Genomic DNA, 13,313 nt, shown 5'->3' on the forward strand with positions numbered 1-13,313 from the left:
GCATGAGATTCGAAAGAGACCGCCTGGGATATGCGTTCGAGGGGGACTATCCGGAATCCTACGGGCCGGAGGACGCGGCCCGGTTGCGGGCGATCCTGCCCCAGCAGATCGGCCAGCTGGGCGTCGGATCGGCCGACGCGGACGCCCGGTTGCTCGGCATCCTGATCGGGCGCCGCAGCGGCGACCTGGGTCGCGCGCAGGTCGAGTCGCGCACCCGGCGCGACGGATCACTGAGCCTGCTGGCCCGGGGCGAGGTCATGGTGCCCGCCGCCGCGTTCGCCGGCGACACCGTGAAGGCGCTGTTCGCCGACTTCACCGGCCCGACCGACCCGGCCGCCGGCCGTGGCCGGCACGTCCGGCTGCGCAAGCCGAGCGCTGCCCGCGCCGCCCTCGACAAGATCGTCGACGACTGCCACGCGGCCAAGGTGGACGCCTGGCCGAACTACCTGGCCACGATGGCCGCGGTGGGCAAGGGCGTCGGTGGTCCCGAGCCGACCCCGCCGCCACCCCCGCCGCCGCCCACCCCGACCCCCTTCGCCGCGCTGGCCGCCGACGGGCCCGCCCGGGCTGCGGATGGCGCCGCGGCTGCCGCGGCTCCGGCCGCCGGCAAGAAGCGCAAGACGGTCAAGGTCGCGGTGATCGACACCGGCATCCCGCGCGCCAAGCGCGGCGACGGCTGGCTCGACAAGGTGGCCCGCACCGACGACAACATCGACGTGCTCGACATCCTCCCGGCCGGTCCCGACGGCCTGCTCGACTACCAGGCCGGGCACGGCACCTTCGTGGCCGGTGTGGTGCAGCGGGTCGCGCCGGAGGCGGAGATCGTCATGTACCGCGCCGCGGACACCGACGGCTTCGCCACCGACCACGACATCGCCGAGGCGATCCTGCGGGCCCACGCGGACGGCGCCGACGTGATCAACATGTCGCTGGGCGTGCGCACGATCGACGACCAGCCGCCGCCGGCCACCGCCGAGGCGGTCGCCACCGTGGTGCGCGAGTCCGGCGGCAAGGTCGTGCTGGTCGCGGCGGCCGGCAACCACGGCGACGACGCTCCGGTGTGGCCGGCCGACCTGCCCGGCGTCGAGTCGGTGGCCGGCCTGACGGCATATCTGACGCCGTCGGCCTGGTCGTCCTATGGCGACGGCGTGCGCTTCTCCACCGTCGGCGAGGGCATCCGGTCCACCTATGTGAGCGGCGTGGAGTCGCCGGTTTTCGACCCTTCGCCCGACTCCTTCACCGGCGACGCGTGGGCATTCTGGAGCGGGACGTCGTTCGCGGCGCCCCAGATCGCCGGAGCGGTCGCGCGGATCTGCCAGGTCGAGGGCCTGGAGCCCCGGGCGGCGGTGGACAAACTGGACGAATACGGCAAGGCGATCGCCGGCTACGGCAAGGCGATGCGGATCCTGCAGGGGCTCGGTTGATCCCGTGCGAGGCTCCGGACCGAGTGCGCGACCGGGCGGCGTCGGGGCCGCCCGGACCACAGGGCGGCAGAGCGGGGACGAGATGGCAGCAGAGATGGCCGATTGGGACCTACCGGCCCTGGTCAAGGCGAGCATCGACCGCGACGAGGAGGCCTGGAACGAGCTGGTCCGCCGGTTCGCCGGGCTCGTCGCGTTCGTCATCCGGCACTACCGTCTGTCCCCGGCCGACACCCAGGACGTCAGCCAGCTGGTCTGGCTGCGCCTGGTCGAGCACCTCGGGCAGATCCGGGAGCCGGCCGCGCTCCCGGGCTGGCTGGCCACGACGACGCGGCACGAGTGCGAGCGCTACCTCCGGATCAACGGGCGGAGCGTGTCCATGGACCCGACCATGATGCGCGACAACGACAAGGCCGCGGAGGCGGCGATCGACGAGGTGCTGCTCGCCGCCGAGCGGCGCCAGGTGCTGCTGGACGGGCTGGATCAACTCCAGCCCCAGCAGCGCGAACTGCTGCTGATGCTGTCCGCGGATCCGCCTTTCGCCTATGCGGAGATCAGCCGGATCCTCGGCATTCCGATCGGCAGCATCGGGCCCACCCGCAGCAGAGTGCTCGACAAACTGCGTGACACGGACGCGGTTCGGGCATATCTCGAGGCGGACAGGTCCGCACAGATGGGAAGGTGTCCGTGATGCCGTGGCGCAACTGGAGCGATGACGACGAGCTGCTGCGAGACATCGGTGACGCCGTCCGGCCGGATCCGGCCGAGCAGCAGATCATCACCGCGGGGCGGATGGTGTTCGCCTTTCACATGGCCGATCTCGACAAGGAGCTGGCCGCCCTGGTCTACGACTCCCATCTGGACGGTCTTGCCGCCGTCCGGGGGCCTATGTCCGGGGCGCCGCGCAACCTGACGTTCGCGTTGGGGGAGCTCCGCGTCGAGATCGAGGTCAGTGACAACGGGATCGAGGGTCAGCTGATCCCACCGGAGCCGGGCCGGGTGTGGCTGCTGGACGCCACCGGCCCGGTCGCGGAGACGACCGCCGACGAGGTCGGGTGCTTCTCGTTCCCGGCCGCGCGCAGCGGTCCGATCCGCATCGAGTGTTCGGTCTCGGGCCGCCGCGTGGCGACCGAGTGGATCAGCGCCTGACGACGAGCTCACCCACCCAGCCACCCCCTCCGGCCGGGTAGAGCAGAGTCAGCAGAAGGGCCGCCGGCATCGCGCCGGCGGCCCTTCGTCATGGCAAGAAGGGCTCGAAGTGTTCGGCCACCTGGTCGGCGACGCCCTGCGCGTCGCGGCTGCCGTCCACTTCGAGCACCCGGATGCCGAGGGCCTCGGCCCGCTGGACCGCGTCGGCCGCGATCAGGCGGTCCCGGGCCAGGCGATTGCGTTGCGCCAGCACCGGATCGCTCACCCGATGGCCCACGGCGGACGCGCGCGGCACGGCGGCGGCCTGGGCCAGGCGCCACTCGTCGGTCGGCACCATCACCAGAATGCGCCCGAGGTCGCCGGTCAGCGGCGCGATCAGTTCCGGCCGCAGTCCCCAGCCGTCCGCGATCAACGGCCGCGGCGTGGTCAGCCCGCGCAGGTCGTCGAGCGCCCACTCGAAGCTCTCCGGAAAACTCTCCAGCGCCTGCTGCGCGGCCTCCGCCGGGGTGGAGCGGATCCAGGTCGCCTCGGGGTCGAACTCGGTGGGCGTCTCGCCGCGGCGGATCTGGGCGGCCAGGCGGCGATCCTGGTGGCCGCGAACGGCGTGGAAGTCGTAGGCGTAGTGGGTCAGGCCGTAGCGCTCGGCGAGGATGCCGGAGACCGTCGACTTGCCGGCCCACTGGCCGCCGGTGATCCAGAGCGCGGTCCGCAGGGTGCGGACGGGGTCCCATTCCATGGGACCGACGGTGGTCCCTCCTGGGACGAAGAACAAGTCTTGTTCTGGTACGCGGCCAGTGGTCTAGTAGGACTTAGGGAGCCACTCGGTCCACTCGTCCAGCCGGTCCAGGGCGGCGCGCAGGTCGGCCAGCATCTCGATCAGGGTGGCTCGCGACAGAGCCCGCTCGTTCGGCGTCACCGGCCGATGCCCCAGCGACCGCCAGAGCAGCCAGGCCGCCGCGGTGAGCTGCGACTCGATCAGCCCGCCGAAGGACGCCGGCGCCGCCGCGATCGGAGCGCCCCCAGCGGCCGCATAGGCGCCCAGGATCTGCTCGAAGGCCGCCCGATCCGGCGCCCGATGGGCGGTGCCGCGGGCGCACACCAGGGCGGAGCTCACCGCCTCCCACTCCGCGTGGTCGGCGCCGCCGCTGTCCCAGTCGAGCAGCACCGGGCCGTCCGCGGTCTGCAGCATGTTGGGCGGGCGCACGTCGCGATGGGCGAAGACCGGGGTCAGCGTGATCTCGGCGCGGGCGGTGTCCACGAAGGACGTGCCGAGCGCGATCGCGGGCAGCTGCTCGCGGACCCGGGCCACCAGATCCGACTCGGCCGGGGGAGCGTTGTCCAGCCACTCGTGCCAGTCGGCCACCGGGCGCGGCGGCCGGACCGCGGCCTCGGCGAGCCGGGCCGGGACGTCCAGCCGGTGGATGGCCGCCAGGGTGCCGCCGATCCACCGCCGCACGGCGGGATCGCCGATGTCCACAGGGGAGCCCGGACACCACTCGTGCACCCGGAAACTGCCCAGGGGCAGTTCGGCCAGCAGCGGCAGGGCGGGGGAGAGCGGCTCGACCGGGCGGGGCATCGCGATGCCGGCCGCCGCGGCGGTCAGCTCGATCGCGGCGGCGTTGCGGTAGTCCGCGATCCACCACTGCTCGGTGGACCGGTTGAGGCGTTTCACCGCCCAGTCGCCGCGATCGGTGTGCAGGCGCCAGAGCAGGTGTGAGCCGCCGCCCCCGACCGGCGCCGGCGGTGCGATGGGCGTACCCAGGGCGAAAGCGTCGGCAACGGCGAAGCCGAGCCGGTGGTCCATAAGCGCTGAGCCTAACCCCCCGACATTCGTCAGGGGGCAGCCGTGACAAACGGCGGGGGTGCGGGCGGACACGCGGCGTGACGATATCCACAACTACTGATGAGGAGATGTCATGTTGCGCCGGGTAGCACCCGCATTCGCCCTGTTCTTCCTCTCGCCGCTGGTGGCCGAGTTCCTGCTCGGGGACTTCACCCTGGCCTCGCTGCCGGTGATCTTCTTCCTCGCCCCGCTCTACGGCGGTGGCGCGCTGCTGATCCGGGAGGTGACCCGGCGCACCGGTCGCGGCTGGCCGACGATGGCGCTGCTGGCCCTCGCCTACGGCGTGCTCGAGGAGGGCATCACCACGCAGTCGTTGTTCAACCCGAATTACGCCGGTCACCACCTGCTGGAAAGGGGGTTCATCCCGGCGCTGGGCATCGCGGTGCCGTGGACCCTCTACGTGCTCGCGCTGCACACCGTGTGGAGCATCAGCGTGCCGATCGCGCTGGTCGAGTCGGGCCGCCGGCGCGGGGCGGAGCCCTGGCTGCGTACGCCGGGCCTGATCGTCACCACGGTGCTGTTCGTCCTCGGGCTGGCGGCCACCACCCTGAGCTCCTGGGCCGACGGGCGGTTCTGGGCGCCGTGGCCGCAGTTGATTGCGGTGCTCGTGGTGGCAGCGGTGCTCGTGGTGATCGCGTTCGTGGTGCCGCGCCGGGTCCCCGCGCCCACGCCGCCGGCCCGGCGGCCCTGGGTGATCCTCGCGGTGACGCTGCCCGCCGGAGCCCTGTTCATGACCGGCCCGCGGATCGACGCGGCGCTGGGCGTGACCGCGATGCTGATCGCCTTCGCGGCGGTGCTCGCCGCGCTGATCGCCTGGGCCCGCACCCCGGCGCACGTGCTCGCGGCCGCCGCCGGTGGCGTGCTGACCTATGCCTGGCACAGCTTCTTCCTGCAACCACTGATGGGCGGCGGGCCGGTGATCACGCCGGTGAGCCGTGTCGTGTTCGCGGCGGCCGGGGTGTCACTGGTCATGCTGCTGGCCCGGCGGCGGGCGTGGTCTGATGAGACCCATGGGGGACGATCTTCAGACCGCACTGTCGGCGGCCCGGGCGGGAGCGGCCGAGGGCATGAGGTGGTTCACGGACCTGGCCCGGCTGCGTCGCGAGATGAAGGCTGACGGCACCGTGGTCACCGAGGCGGACCGGGCGGTCGAGAGAGCCGTGCGCGCGGTGCTCTCCGCCGACCGGCCCGCCGACGCGGTGCTCGGCGAGGAGGGCGGCCAGACCGGCGCCGGCTCCCGGCGCTGGATCATCGACCCGATCGACGGCACCGCGCTGTTCGTCACCGGCGACGACCGCTGGCTGGTGCTGGTGGCGCTCGAGGAACACGGCGAGATCGTCGCCGGGGTGGCCGCGGTGCCGGCCCAGGGGCGCATCTGGTGGGCCTCCCGGGGCGGCGGCTCGTGGGAGGCGCCGCTCGACGACCTGTCCGATGCGCGGCGGCTGTTCTGCGATGCCGGGCCCGGCGACGAGGTGCGCCTGGGCGTGGTGCCGACCCCGGTCACCGAGGAGGTCGGGCCGCTGCTCGAAGTGCTGCCCAGCCGGCCGTGGCGGGTCAACCCGCCGTTGCTGGTGGCCTGCGCCGAGCTCGACCTGGCGGTGCAGACCAGCGGCAAGATCTGGGACTTCGCGGCGACGTCGCTGATCGTGACGGAGGCCGGCGGGGTGTACAGCACGCTGGACGGCAGCCCGCGGCCGGGCACCGGGGTCTCGGTCTATGCCCGCACCCCGGATCTGCGCGACCAGGCCCGCAAGCTGCTGCGCGACGGTTAGGGAAACACCACCAGGGCGTCGCCGACCGGGCGCTCGCCGGTGGCGTCCGACGGCACGTTGATCACCGCGCCGTCCACCACCATCGTGGTCGAGCCGCCGCCGTCCAGGTTGATCGCGTCGCGCAGGCCGAGCGCCTTGGCCACCGCCGCGGTCTCCGCGATGCCCAGCCCGAGGCTGGACGTGCTGCGGCCGTCCGCCGTCACCAGCACGGTCCGGCCGTGGGCGTCCACCCCGGCGAAGGTGCGCGGGTTCCGCTTGTGCACCCAGCCGTAGTAGAAGCTCGGGTCGCCGGGCCGCACCATGCCGTCGGCGGCCGGAGTGGCGTGCAGCCGGCCGTCGCGCACCAGCTCGGGGCCGCCATTGATGATCGACCCCGACCGCGGGGCGGTCACCGGCCGGCCGCGCTGATCGACCAGGGTCGCGGTGACCGCCAGCTTGCGACCGGTCCGCGCGACCGCGAGCAGCGCGTCGGCCTTCGACCCGGTCGCCTGCACGGTGCGGCCGCCCGCCGGGACGGCGCCGCCCCGGACCGTGCGGATCTCGGTGACCCGCCCACCGCGGTCGAGCACCGCCTCGACGCCCGGCCCGTCCGGCGTCCGCACCCCGTAGGACTGGTCGAAGGCGATCAGCTCGTCGGGATCGGTGCAGGTGAAGTCGTGCAGGGGCCGGTCGGTGGGGGTGTCGCCGGCGCCGCCGCAGTTGCGGATCAGGCCCGGCACCCGGTTGAGGCCGTCCAGCGCGAGCCCGCCGGCCCGGCCGTGCCAGCGCAGCCGCACGATCGAGGTGCGCCGGGCGTCGTCGCGCAGCACCAGCGCCGGGCGGCCCGCGATCGGCTCGCTGACCAGCCGCCCGCCGTAGGCCGCCACCCCGGCCGGGTCGCCGGGCGCGCCGGCCGCCGGGTCGAGCACGAAGAAGCCCGCGTTGACCGCGGTGTGCGACGCGGCCAGCTCACTGGTCGTCTCGCGGCGTTCCAGGTCCGGCCCGTAAACCCCGGCCAGCCGGCCGCTGAAGGTCCGTGGGTCGATGGTCAGCACGTCGACGTGCCACGGACCGGTGGAACCGGCCACGTCGTCCGGTTCGCCGTCCCAGCCGGTGTAGACACTGGCGCCGCTCAGCCCGGCCGCGACGACCCGGGCGCGGATGGCGTCGGCCTCCGCCCTCGTGGGGACCGCGCCGACCCGGACCCGCCAGCCCAGGTCGCCGCCGAAGTCCGCCAGCCGGGGGGTGGTCACCTTTTCGACGCGGGGATCGAGGCCGGCCGCCCGGAGCAGGTCGGCCGCCGCCCGGGCGTCGGCCTCGTCGCTGATCGCGACCGGCGGGGTGTCCGGGTCGGGCGAGGCCGGCGGGACCGCCACTTCGACCGTCCAGACCGACTCCGGACCGGCCTGACCGCGCACTATCCGGGTCAGCGTGACGCCGGGCTGCAGGGTGCGCGTCGTCCTGGTCTCCTCGAGCCCGGCCGGGCCCAGAGGCAGGGCCGGGCGGTGCGCGGCCACCGCCGGGGGCGGCGCGATCAGGGCCAGGGCGGTGATCGCCGACAGCAGGACCGGGACCGCGACACGTCGAGTCATGTCAATGTCCTATGCCAATGCGGCGGCACCGGCAAGTCGGGAGCCGGTCAGGGCGACGTGCTCTCGCTCATCGCGAGCGCTCATCGCGAGCGCTCATCGCGAGGACGAGAGCGACCCGGGGCCGGTTACGGCGAGGTGCTGGAGTTCATCGCCAGGACCAGGGCGACGCCGGCGCCGATCGACAGCACCACGCCGATGATGCCGAAGACCCGGCCCAGCAGCGCCGCCGACATCCCGGGCGAACGCTCACCGCGCAGGCTGAGCACCACCGCGATCAGGCCGAGCAGGCCGCCGAACAGGCAGAACGACGTGGGCAGGCTCAGCACGCCGAGGATCAGCGCGGCCCGGCCGCCCGGGGCCCGCGGCGGCGGCGCCACCGCGGCGGCCGGCAGCCACGCGTACTCCGGGGGCAGGTCGTGGAGCTGGGCCACGAGCTCCGACGCGTACGTGGCCCCGCCGACCGCCGCGATCCGATGGTCGTAGTCGAGCTCGGCCAGCTCACCCTGCTCCAGCGCACGGTTGAGCAGCCCGATCACCTCGGTGCGCTCCGCGGTCGCGACCCGTTCGTCCCTCATCGCGGCGAAGATATCGCTGCCGCACCGCCCGCAGGGCCGGAATCACGAACCCGGCGCGTGCAGGGTGATGCAGGTCCAGGCGCCGACGTGCAGCCGGTCGCCGTCGGCCAGCGGGCGGCCGCGCCCGGCGACCAGCGGCTGCGCGTCGTCGTTCAGATAGGTGCCGTTGGTCGAGCCGACGTCGGCCACCAGCCACACCCCGTCCAGGTCCTGGGTCAGCATCGCGTGGCTGTGCGACACCCCGGGATCGTCCAGGTCGAGCTCGGGATCGGTGCCCTTGGAGCTGCTCTTGCGGCCGATCCGCACCTGCGGCGGCGCCAGCGTCACGTCGCGGCTGAGCGCGGACGGCGGGAAGACGACCCCCTCCACCGCGTTCGCGTCGAACCACTCCTTGTCCGCGGTGATCGTCGCGGTCCACTCGCCGGCCGGCGCGACCGGCGCGGACAGCACCGGCACGCGTCCGGTGTTCGAGTCGTAGCCGCAGTTCTCACAGAATCGGCCCGGTCCGAGCGGCGGCGTGCCGCAGTGCGGGCAGGGCGGCACGGCCGACGCCGGCTGCGGGATCGCCACGGTCGCGCCCATCCGCGCGCCGCACACGTCGCAGAAGTCGTCGGTGCTCGACTCGTGCCCCCGGGGACAGGTCACGAGCCGGACCGCCCGACCCGGACCGTCTTGGTCGACCGGGTGTCCAGCGCCATCTCGTCGGCGGCCTCGACCCGCCGCCGCAGCCGGACCGTGCCGGTCACCGGGTCCTCGATGTCCACCACCGTGGCCAGCAGTTCGGAGGTGGCGGTGTTGCCGCTCTCGTGGGCGAGCTGCGCGGCCCGGCCCAGCTTCACCGTCGCGGTGCGGTCGTCGCCGGCCTTGCGCGCCTCCAGCCCGGCCTGGATCGCGTCGGCCAGCTCGGCCTGCCCGGTGTAGTGCGCCACCTGCCGGTTGATCCGGGTGGACAGCGCGGAGTCGTCGGTCCACACCGCGCGCACCAGGCACTGGGCCTGCACGTCGTCGCCCTCCAGCACGGATACCCGGGCGGCCAGCATCTCGTCGCCGGACGCGCCCGGCGTGACGTCCACGCAGACGTGGTAGTCGCGGCTCTCGTCGCCCCACGCGCCCAGCGGGTAGCGGCCGGCCCGGGGCCCGTCCTCGACGCGCTTGCCGGTCAGGTCGGTGACCGACGGCTCGACCTGCTTCACGTACCGGATGGTGGTGTTGACCGGGGTCCAGACCTTGAGCTGGACGTCGGCCGAGACCTTGCCCATCGCGGTGGTCATCATCTGCTCGAAGGCGGCGGTCAGGTCGGCGGGGCGGGCGACGATGTCGACCGAGCCGAGCAGCGCCGCGGAGATCTTGCGGAGCTCGGAGACCTTCCAGTTGGTGCCGACGCCGCGGCAGTCGCACTGGAAGCGGCCGCCGACCTCTTCCAGGATCCGTTCGAGGTAGCCGTTGTGCTCGCCGTTGTCGCCGTCGGTGAGCAGGATCGCGTGCGCGATGTCGCCGGGCCGCTGGGCGAACAGCTGCGCGGCGAGCCGCAGCCAGGCGCCCATCGCGGTGCCGCCGCTGGGCCGCAGCCGGTCGATCGCCAGGACCGCGTCGAGGCGGCTCTCCCGGCTCGCCACGGCCAGCTGACCGGGCGCGGGGAAGAGCTGCTGCGCGGTGCTCACCCCGGCGATGATGGCGAAGTGCACGCCGTCGTCCAGGCAGTTCACCGCGGCCTTGGCGGCCTGTTTGGCGGCGTCCATCCGGCCCTCGGCCTGCATCGAGCCGGAGGCGTCCACGATGATCACCTCGGTGGCGCCGGCGGTGCGGCGGCGACCGGGCGTGCCGGTCGAGGTGACCGTCACGATCGCGTTGACCTCGGACGCGCCGAGCGGCAGATATTCGTTCTGGAACGTCTCAGCGGAGTACGCCACGGGGACCTCCCACAGGTGTCAGGACGACGGTGATGTTGTCCGCGCCGCCGCTTCTCTTCGCCATCGCGGTCAAGGCCTTCGCCGCGTCGATCGGACCGGTGCCCAGCAGACTGCGGACCGCGTCCGCGAAGTCGCCCGGGTCGGTCAGGTAGTTCCACAGGCCGTCGCTGCACACCACCAGGTGCCCCGGCGCGGTGACCGTCATCGTGCCGGTGTGCGGCCGCACCGTGCCGGCGTCCGCGCCCAGCCAGGCGGTGATCGCGTGCGCCTTGGGGTCCTGCATCGCGGTGGCCGGGTCGGCGCCCAGCGCCACCGCGTGCCGCGCCCAGGAGTCGTCCTCGGTGAGCTGCTCGGCCGGGCCGTCCTCGGCCGGCACAAAGTATGCCCGGCTGTCGCCGACCCAGGCGAAGGAGACCGTGTCGCCGCGCACGGTGGCCGCGACGATCGTGCACGCCGGGTTGGACGCCGCCCGCCGCGCGTCCCCGCTCGCCGCCAGCTCGGCGACCGCCGCGGCGGCCTTCCCGATCGCGTCCAGCGGCTCGCCCGCGACCAGCACCGCGCCGGCCGTCTGCGCCGCGGTCGCCGCGGCCACGTCCGGGTCGAAGGAGGACGACACCCCGTCGCAGACCACGATGTCCACGTCCGCGCCGCGGGCGGCCAGGAACACCGCGTCCTCGTTGCGGTGGTGCCGCAACCCGCGATCGGTGACCGCGGCGGCGATCGCCCCGAGGTCGGTCTCGGCGTGGTCGCCGGGCTTCTCGGCGAGCAGCCCGCAGCTCTCGCAGTAGCCGTCGTCGCCCACCCCGCCGCCGCAGTGCGCGCAGGTCACCAGCCGCCGGCCGCAGGCCTCGCAGAAGGTGGCCCCGGCCTTGCGCTCGTCGTCGCAGGACAGGCACTCCACGGCCGTCACGTGCGGGTCCTCGGCCGGGCCGCGTTGGCCAGATCGACCAGGCGGACCTTCTCCGGGCCGTGCGCGGCCCGGGCCATCTCCCGGTACGCCGTCTCCAGCGCGAACCGCAGATCCCGCTCCTCCACCAGACCACCGTTCTTCCATCCGACCACCGCGGCCGGCACCTGCTGCCCGCCCCCGACCGCGGTCAGCGCCTGTTCCAGCAGTTCCGCGCGCAACGCCGCCACCTGCGCCGCCTCCACTTCCAACCGGTCGATCAGCTCGGCCGCCGTGGCCAGCGCCGTGACGTCCGCGCCGGCCGCCGGGTGCGGCCGCACCAGCGCGCGCACCGCGCCGACCTGCGAGCTGTGATAGGCCGCCGACGTGCCCGGCACCCTGTTGTACGCCTCCACCGCCCCGCTGCGGTCGCCGGCGGTCAACCGGCATCGTGCCAGGCCGGCCGACGCCGTGGTGTACGACGGGTCGGTCCGGCTCACCGCGTCGTAGTAACCGGCCGCCGCGGCGTGCTCGCCGGACAGCTCCAGCGCGAGCGCCAGCCCCAGCTTCGGGGCGAGTTCGCCGGGCAGCATCGAGTACACCTCGTCGAAGCGCCCGCGGGCCCGGACCAGGTCGCCGGAGGCCAGCCCGAGCATGCCGTCGTACCAGGCCACCCGCCAGTCGCCGGGGGCCGAGGTGGCCAGCACGTCGCGGGTGCGCTTGGCGTGCGCGAAGACGTCCAGGCCGGGGTGGTCGGCATAGGTCGCCGCGCCCAGGTCGATCATCGCCCGCAGGGCCCGCAGCTGCACCTCGATGGTGTGCGCGGGGGCCCGCACGAGCAGGCTCAGCACCTGCTGCGGGTCGGTCACGGTGACCGAGGCGAGGAACGGCGCCGCCGGGTCGGTCAGGTCCATCATCGGGGCCGGCAGGTGCCGCCAGTCCGGCTCGTCGTGCCGCGGGTCGGTGCGCAGCTCGGCGGTGAAGAGGCGGGACGTGGCCGGGCGCGGCTCGCCGCCGGCCGCCAGCACCTCGCGGAGCACGCCGATCATCTGCTCGGTCATCTCGGCGGAGTCCGGGAAGCGGGCCGCCGGCTCGGGGCGGGTGGCGCGCACCAGCAGGCGGTAGAACGACTCGTGGTCGCGGTAGACCTCGACCGCGTCGCGCGGCGGCAGGCTGGTCGCGTACGTGCTCTGGTAGCCGCGGAAGTCGGTGGTGAGCACGGCCAGGGTGCGGCCGATGGTGTAGAGGTCGGCGGCCGCGGACGGGCCCTCGGTGGCGATCTCCGGCGCCTGGAAGCCGACGGTGCCGTAGATCGCGGCGTCCTGGTCCTCCTCGTGCACCACGCCGCCCAGGTCGATGAGCTTCACCTGGTCGCCGGTCTGGATCACGTTGTCCGGCTTGAAGTCGCAGAAGATCAGGCCGCGGTCGTGCAGGTAACCGAACGCCGGCATGATCTCCAGCACGTAGGCCAGCGCCTGCTCGACCGGCAGCGGGTCGCTCTGGCCGCCGTTGGCCGCGCGCCGGTCCTTGAGGATGCCCTTGAGCGACTCGCCGCCGACATACTCCATCACGATGTAGCCGGCGCCGTCGTGCTCCACGAAGTTGTAGATCTTGACGATGTTCGGGTGCTCGACCTCGGCCAGGAACCGCCGCTCGGCCACCGCCGCGGCCAGCGCGTCCTCGTCGCCGGAGTTGAGCAGGCCCTTGAGCACCACCCAGCGGTCCGACACGTTCTTGTCCACGGCCAGATAGATCCAGCCGAGCCCGCCGTGCGCGAGCGGTCCGACCACTTCGTATTGCCCGCCGACCAGGTCGCCCTTGCGCAGCTTGGGCGTCACGTCGAAGGGCTCGCCGCAGGACGGGCAGAAGCCGGACGTGCGCCCGGGCCGCCCGTCCCGCCCGCGGCCGACCGGCTCGTTGCACTTGGCGCAGTAGCGCTTCTCCTCGGGCACCTCGGCGGCGGCCATCACCGCCGCGGTCGGGTCCGCCTGGGTGATCGGCGCGATGTCGACCAGCCCGCCGCCGAAACGTCGCCGCCGGCTGCCGGTGCGGGTGCTGACCACGCGGGAGGGCCGGGTCGCGGCGGTCGGCGATGTCACCTTTGTCGGCGCGGCGGCCGACTGTTTGGTCGGCACCTCCACCACCGGCGCGGAAGTGGGCTGCTTCATCGGCGCCATGCCGCACGT

The 13,313-nt window shown here is 73.7% G+C and carries 13 protein-coding genes; 5 read left to right on the forward strand and 8 right to left on the reverse strand.

What is annotated here, in order from left to right:
• Positions 1–2 precede the first annotated feature (2 nt).
• The 3 genes from ACZ6TI_RS22915 (at position 3) to ACZ6TI_RS22925 (ending at position 2,570) form a co-directional block, all read left to right on the forward strand.
• On the forward strand, positions 3–1,424 hold the full coding sequence (locus ACZ6TI_RS22915) for a S8/S53 family peptidase (RefSeq protein ID WP_465347155.1): 1,422 nt from the start codon (positions 3–5) through the stop codon (positions 1,422–1,424).
• A gap of 94 nt (positions 1,425–1,518) precedes the next feature.
• Positions 1,519–2,112, forward strand: a complete 594-nt coding sequence (locus ACZ6TI_RS22920; protein ID WP_465347156.1) for an RNA polymerase sigma factor — start codon at positions 1,519–1,521, stop codon at positions 2,110–2,112.
• On the forward strand, positions 2,112–2,570 hold the full coding sequence (locus ACZ6TI_RS22925) for a hypothetical protein (RefSeq protein WP_465347157.1): 459 nt from the start codon (positions 2,112–2,114) through the stop codon (positions 2,568–2,570). The genes ACZ6TI_RS22920 and ACZ6TI_RS22925 overlap by 1 nt, the downstream gene beginning before the upstream one ends.
• Positions 2,571–2,658: 88 nt before the next feature.
• Here the strand turns inward: ACZ6TI_RS22925 and ACZ6TI_RS22930 are convergent, their stop codons facing one another.
• Positions 2,659–3,306: a hypothetical protein gene (locus ACZ6TI_RS22930; RefSeq protein WP_465347158.1), complete on the reverse strand. Its 648-nt coding sequence runs from the start codon at positions 3,304–3,306 to the stop codon at positions 2,659–2,661.
• A gap of 63 nt (positions 3,307–3,369) precedes the next feature.
• A complete protein-coding gene (locus ACZ6TI_RS22935) occupies positions 3,370–4,374 on the reverse strand; it encodes a phosphotransferase (RefSeq protein WP_465347159.1) in 1,005 nt (334 codons plus the stop codon).
• A gap of 112 nt (positions 4,375–4,486) precedes the next feature.
• Here ACZ6TI_RS22935 and ACZ6TI_RS22940 point away from each other — a divergent pair, with 112 nt between their 5' ends.
• Entirely contained in the window at positions 4,487–5,530 is a 1,044-nt protein-coding gene (locus ACZ6TI_RS22940; protein WP_465347160.1) for a hypothetical protein, read from the forward strand.
• The gene (locus ACZ6TI_RS22945) at positions 5,481–6,185 is read left to right on the forward strand and encodes an inositol monophosphatase family protein (RefSeq protein ID WP_465347161.1); all 705 of its coding nucleotides are present in this window, start codon (positions 5,481–5,483) and stop codon (positions 6,183–6,185) included. The genes ACZ6TI_RS22940 and ACZ6TI_RS22945 overlap by 50 nt, the downstream gene beginning before the upstream one ends.
• Here ACZ6TI_RS22945 and ACZ6TI_RS22950 read toward each other — a convergent pair.
• From ACZ6TI_RS22950 to ACZ6TI_RS22975, 6 genes are all read right to left on the reverse strand, one after another.
• Positions 6,182–7,756, reverse strand: a complete 1,575-nt coding sequence (locus ACZ6TI_RS22950) for a phosphodiester glycosidase family protein (RefSeq protein WP_465347162.1) — start codon at positions 7,754–7,756, stop codon at positions 6,182–6,184. The two genes, ACZ6TI_RS22945 and ACZ6TI_RS22950, sit on opposite strands and share 4 nt — an antisense overlap.
• Before the next feature lie 125 nt (positions 7,757–7,881).
• Positions 7,882–8,331, reverse strand: a complete 450-nt coding sequence (locus ACZ6TI_RS22955) for a DUF1707 SHOCT-like domain-containing protein (RefSeq protein WP_465347163.1) — start codon at positions 8,329–8,331, stop codon at positions 7,882–7,884.
• Between the two features lie 42 nt (positions 8,332–8,373).
• Positions 8,374–8,976 carry an FHA domain-containing protein gene (locus tag ACZ6TI_RS22960; protein ID WP_465347164.1) on the reverse strand — a complete coding sequence of 201 codons (603 nt, stop codon included), beginning with the start codon at positions 8,974–8,976 and terminating at the stop codon, positions 8,374–8,376.
• Entirely contained in the window at positions 8,973–10,241 is a 1,269-nt protein-coding gene (locus ACZ6TI_RS22965; protein ID WP_465347165.1) for a vWA domain-containing protein, read from the reverse strand. The genes ACZ6TI_RS22960 and ACZ6TI_RS22965 overlap by 4 nt, the downstream gene beginning before the upstream one ends.
• Positions 10,225–11,151, reverse strand: coding sequence for a protein phosphatase 2C domain-containing protein (locus tag ACZ6TI_RS22970; RefSeq protein ID WP_465347166.1), 927 nt, complete (start codon positions 11,149–11,151; stop codon positions 10,225–10,227). The genes ACZ6TI_RS22965 and ACZ6TI_RS22970 overlap by 17 nt, the downstream gene beginning before the upstream one ends.
• Entirely contained in the window at positions 11,148–13,304 is a 2,157-nt protein-coding gene (locus ACZ6TI_RS22975) for a serine/threonine-protein kinase (RefSeq protein WP_465347450.1), read from the reverse strand. Before ACZ6TI_RS22975 ends, ACZ6TI_RS22970 begins: the two co-directional genes overlap by 4 nt.
• Between the last annotated feature and the right edge of the window lie 9 nt (positions 13,305–13,313).

It is taken from the genome of Actinoplanes sp. NPDC051388 (genome assembly GCF_055586225.1).

Bases quoted from the DNA above. Each gene is read 5' to 3' on its own strand.
- ACZ6TI_RS22915 (WP_465347155.1), top strand. From the start codon at position 3: ATGAGATTCGAAAGAGACCGCCTGGGATATGCGTTCGAGGGGGACTAT.
- ACZ6TI_RS22920 (WP_465347156.1), top strand. From the start codon at position 1,519: ATGGCCGATTGGGACCTACCGGCCCTGGTCAAGGCGAGCATCGACCGC.
- ACZ6TI_RS22925 (WP_465347157.1), top strand. From the start codon at position 2,112: ATGCCGTGGCGCAACTGGAGCGATGACGACGAGCTGCTGCGAGACATC.
- ACZ6TI_RS22930 (WP_465347158.1), bottom strand. From the start codon at position 3,306: ATGGAATGGGACCCCGTCCGCACCCTGCGGACCGCGCTCTGGATCACC.
- ACZ6TI_RS22935 (WP_465347159.1), bottom strand. From the start codon at position 4,374: ATGGACCACCGGCTCGGCTTCGCCGTTGCCGACGCTTTCGCCCTGGGT.
- ACZ6TI_RS22940 (WP_465347160.1), top strand. From the start codon at position 4,487: ATGTTGCGCCGGGTAGCACCCGCATTCGCCCTGTTCTTCCTCTCGCCG.
- ACZ6TI_RS22945 (WP_465347161.1), top strand. From the start codon at position 5,481: ATGAGGTGGTTCACGGACCTGGCCCGGCTGCGTCGCGAGATGAAGGCT.
- ACZ6TI_RS22950 (WP_465347162.1), bottom strand. From the start codon at position 7,756: ATGACTCGACGTGTCGCGGTCCCGGTCCTGCTGTCGGCGATCACCGCC.
- ACZ6TI_RS22955 (WP_465347163.1), bottom strand. From the start codon at position 8,331: ATGAGGGACGAACGGGTCGCGACCGCGGAGCGCACCGAGGTGATCGGG.
- ACZ6TI_RS22975 (WP_465347450.1), bottom strand. From the start codon at position 13,304: ATGGCGCCGATGAAGCAGCCCACTTCCGCGCCGGTGGTGGAGGTGCCG.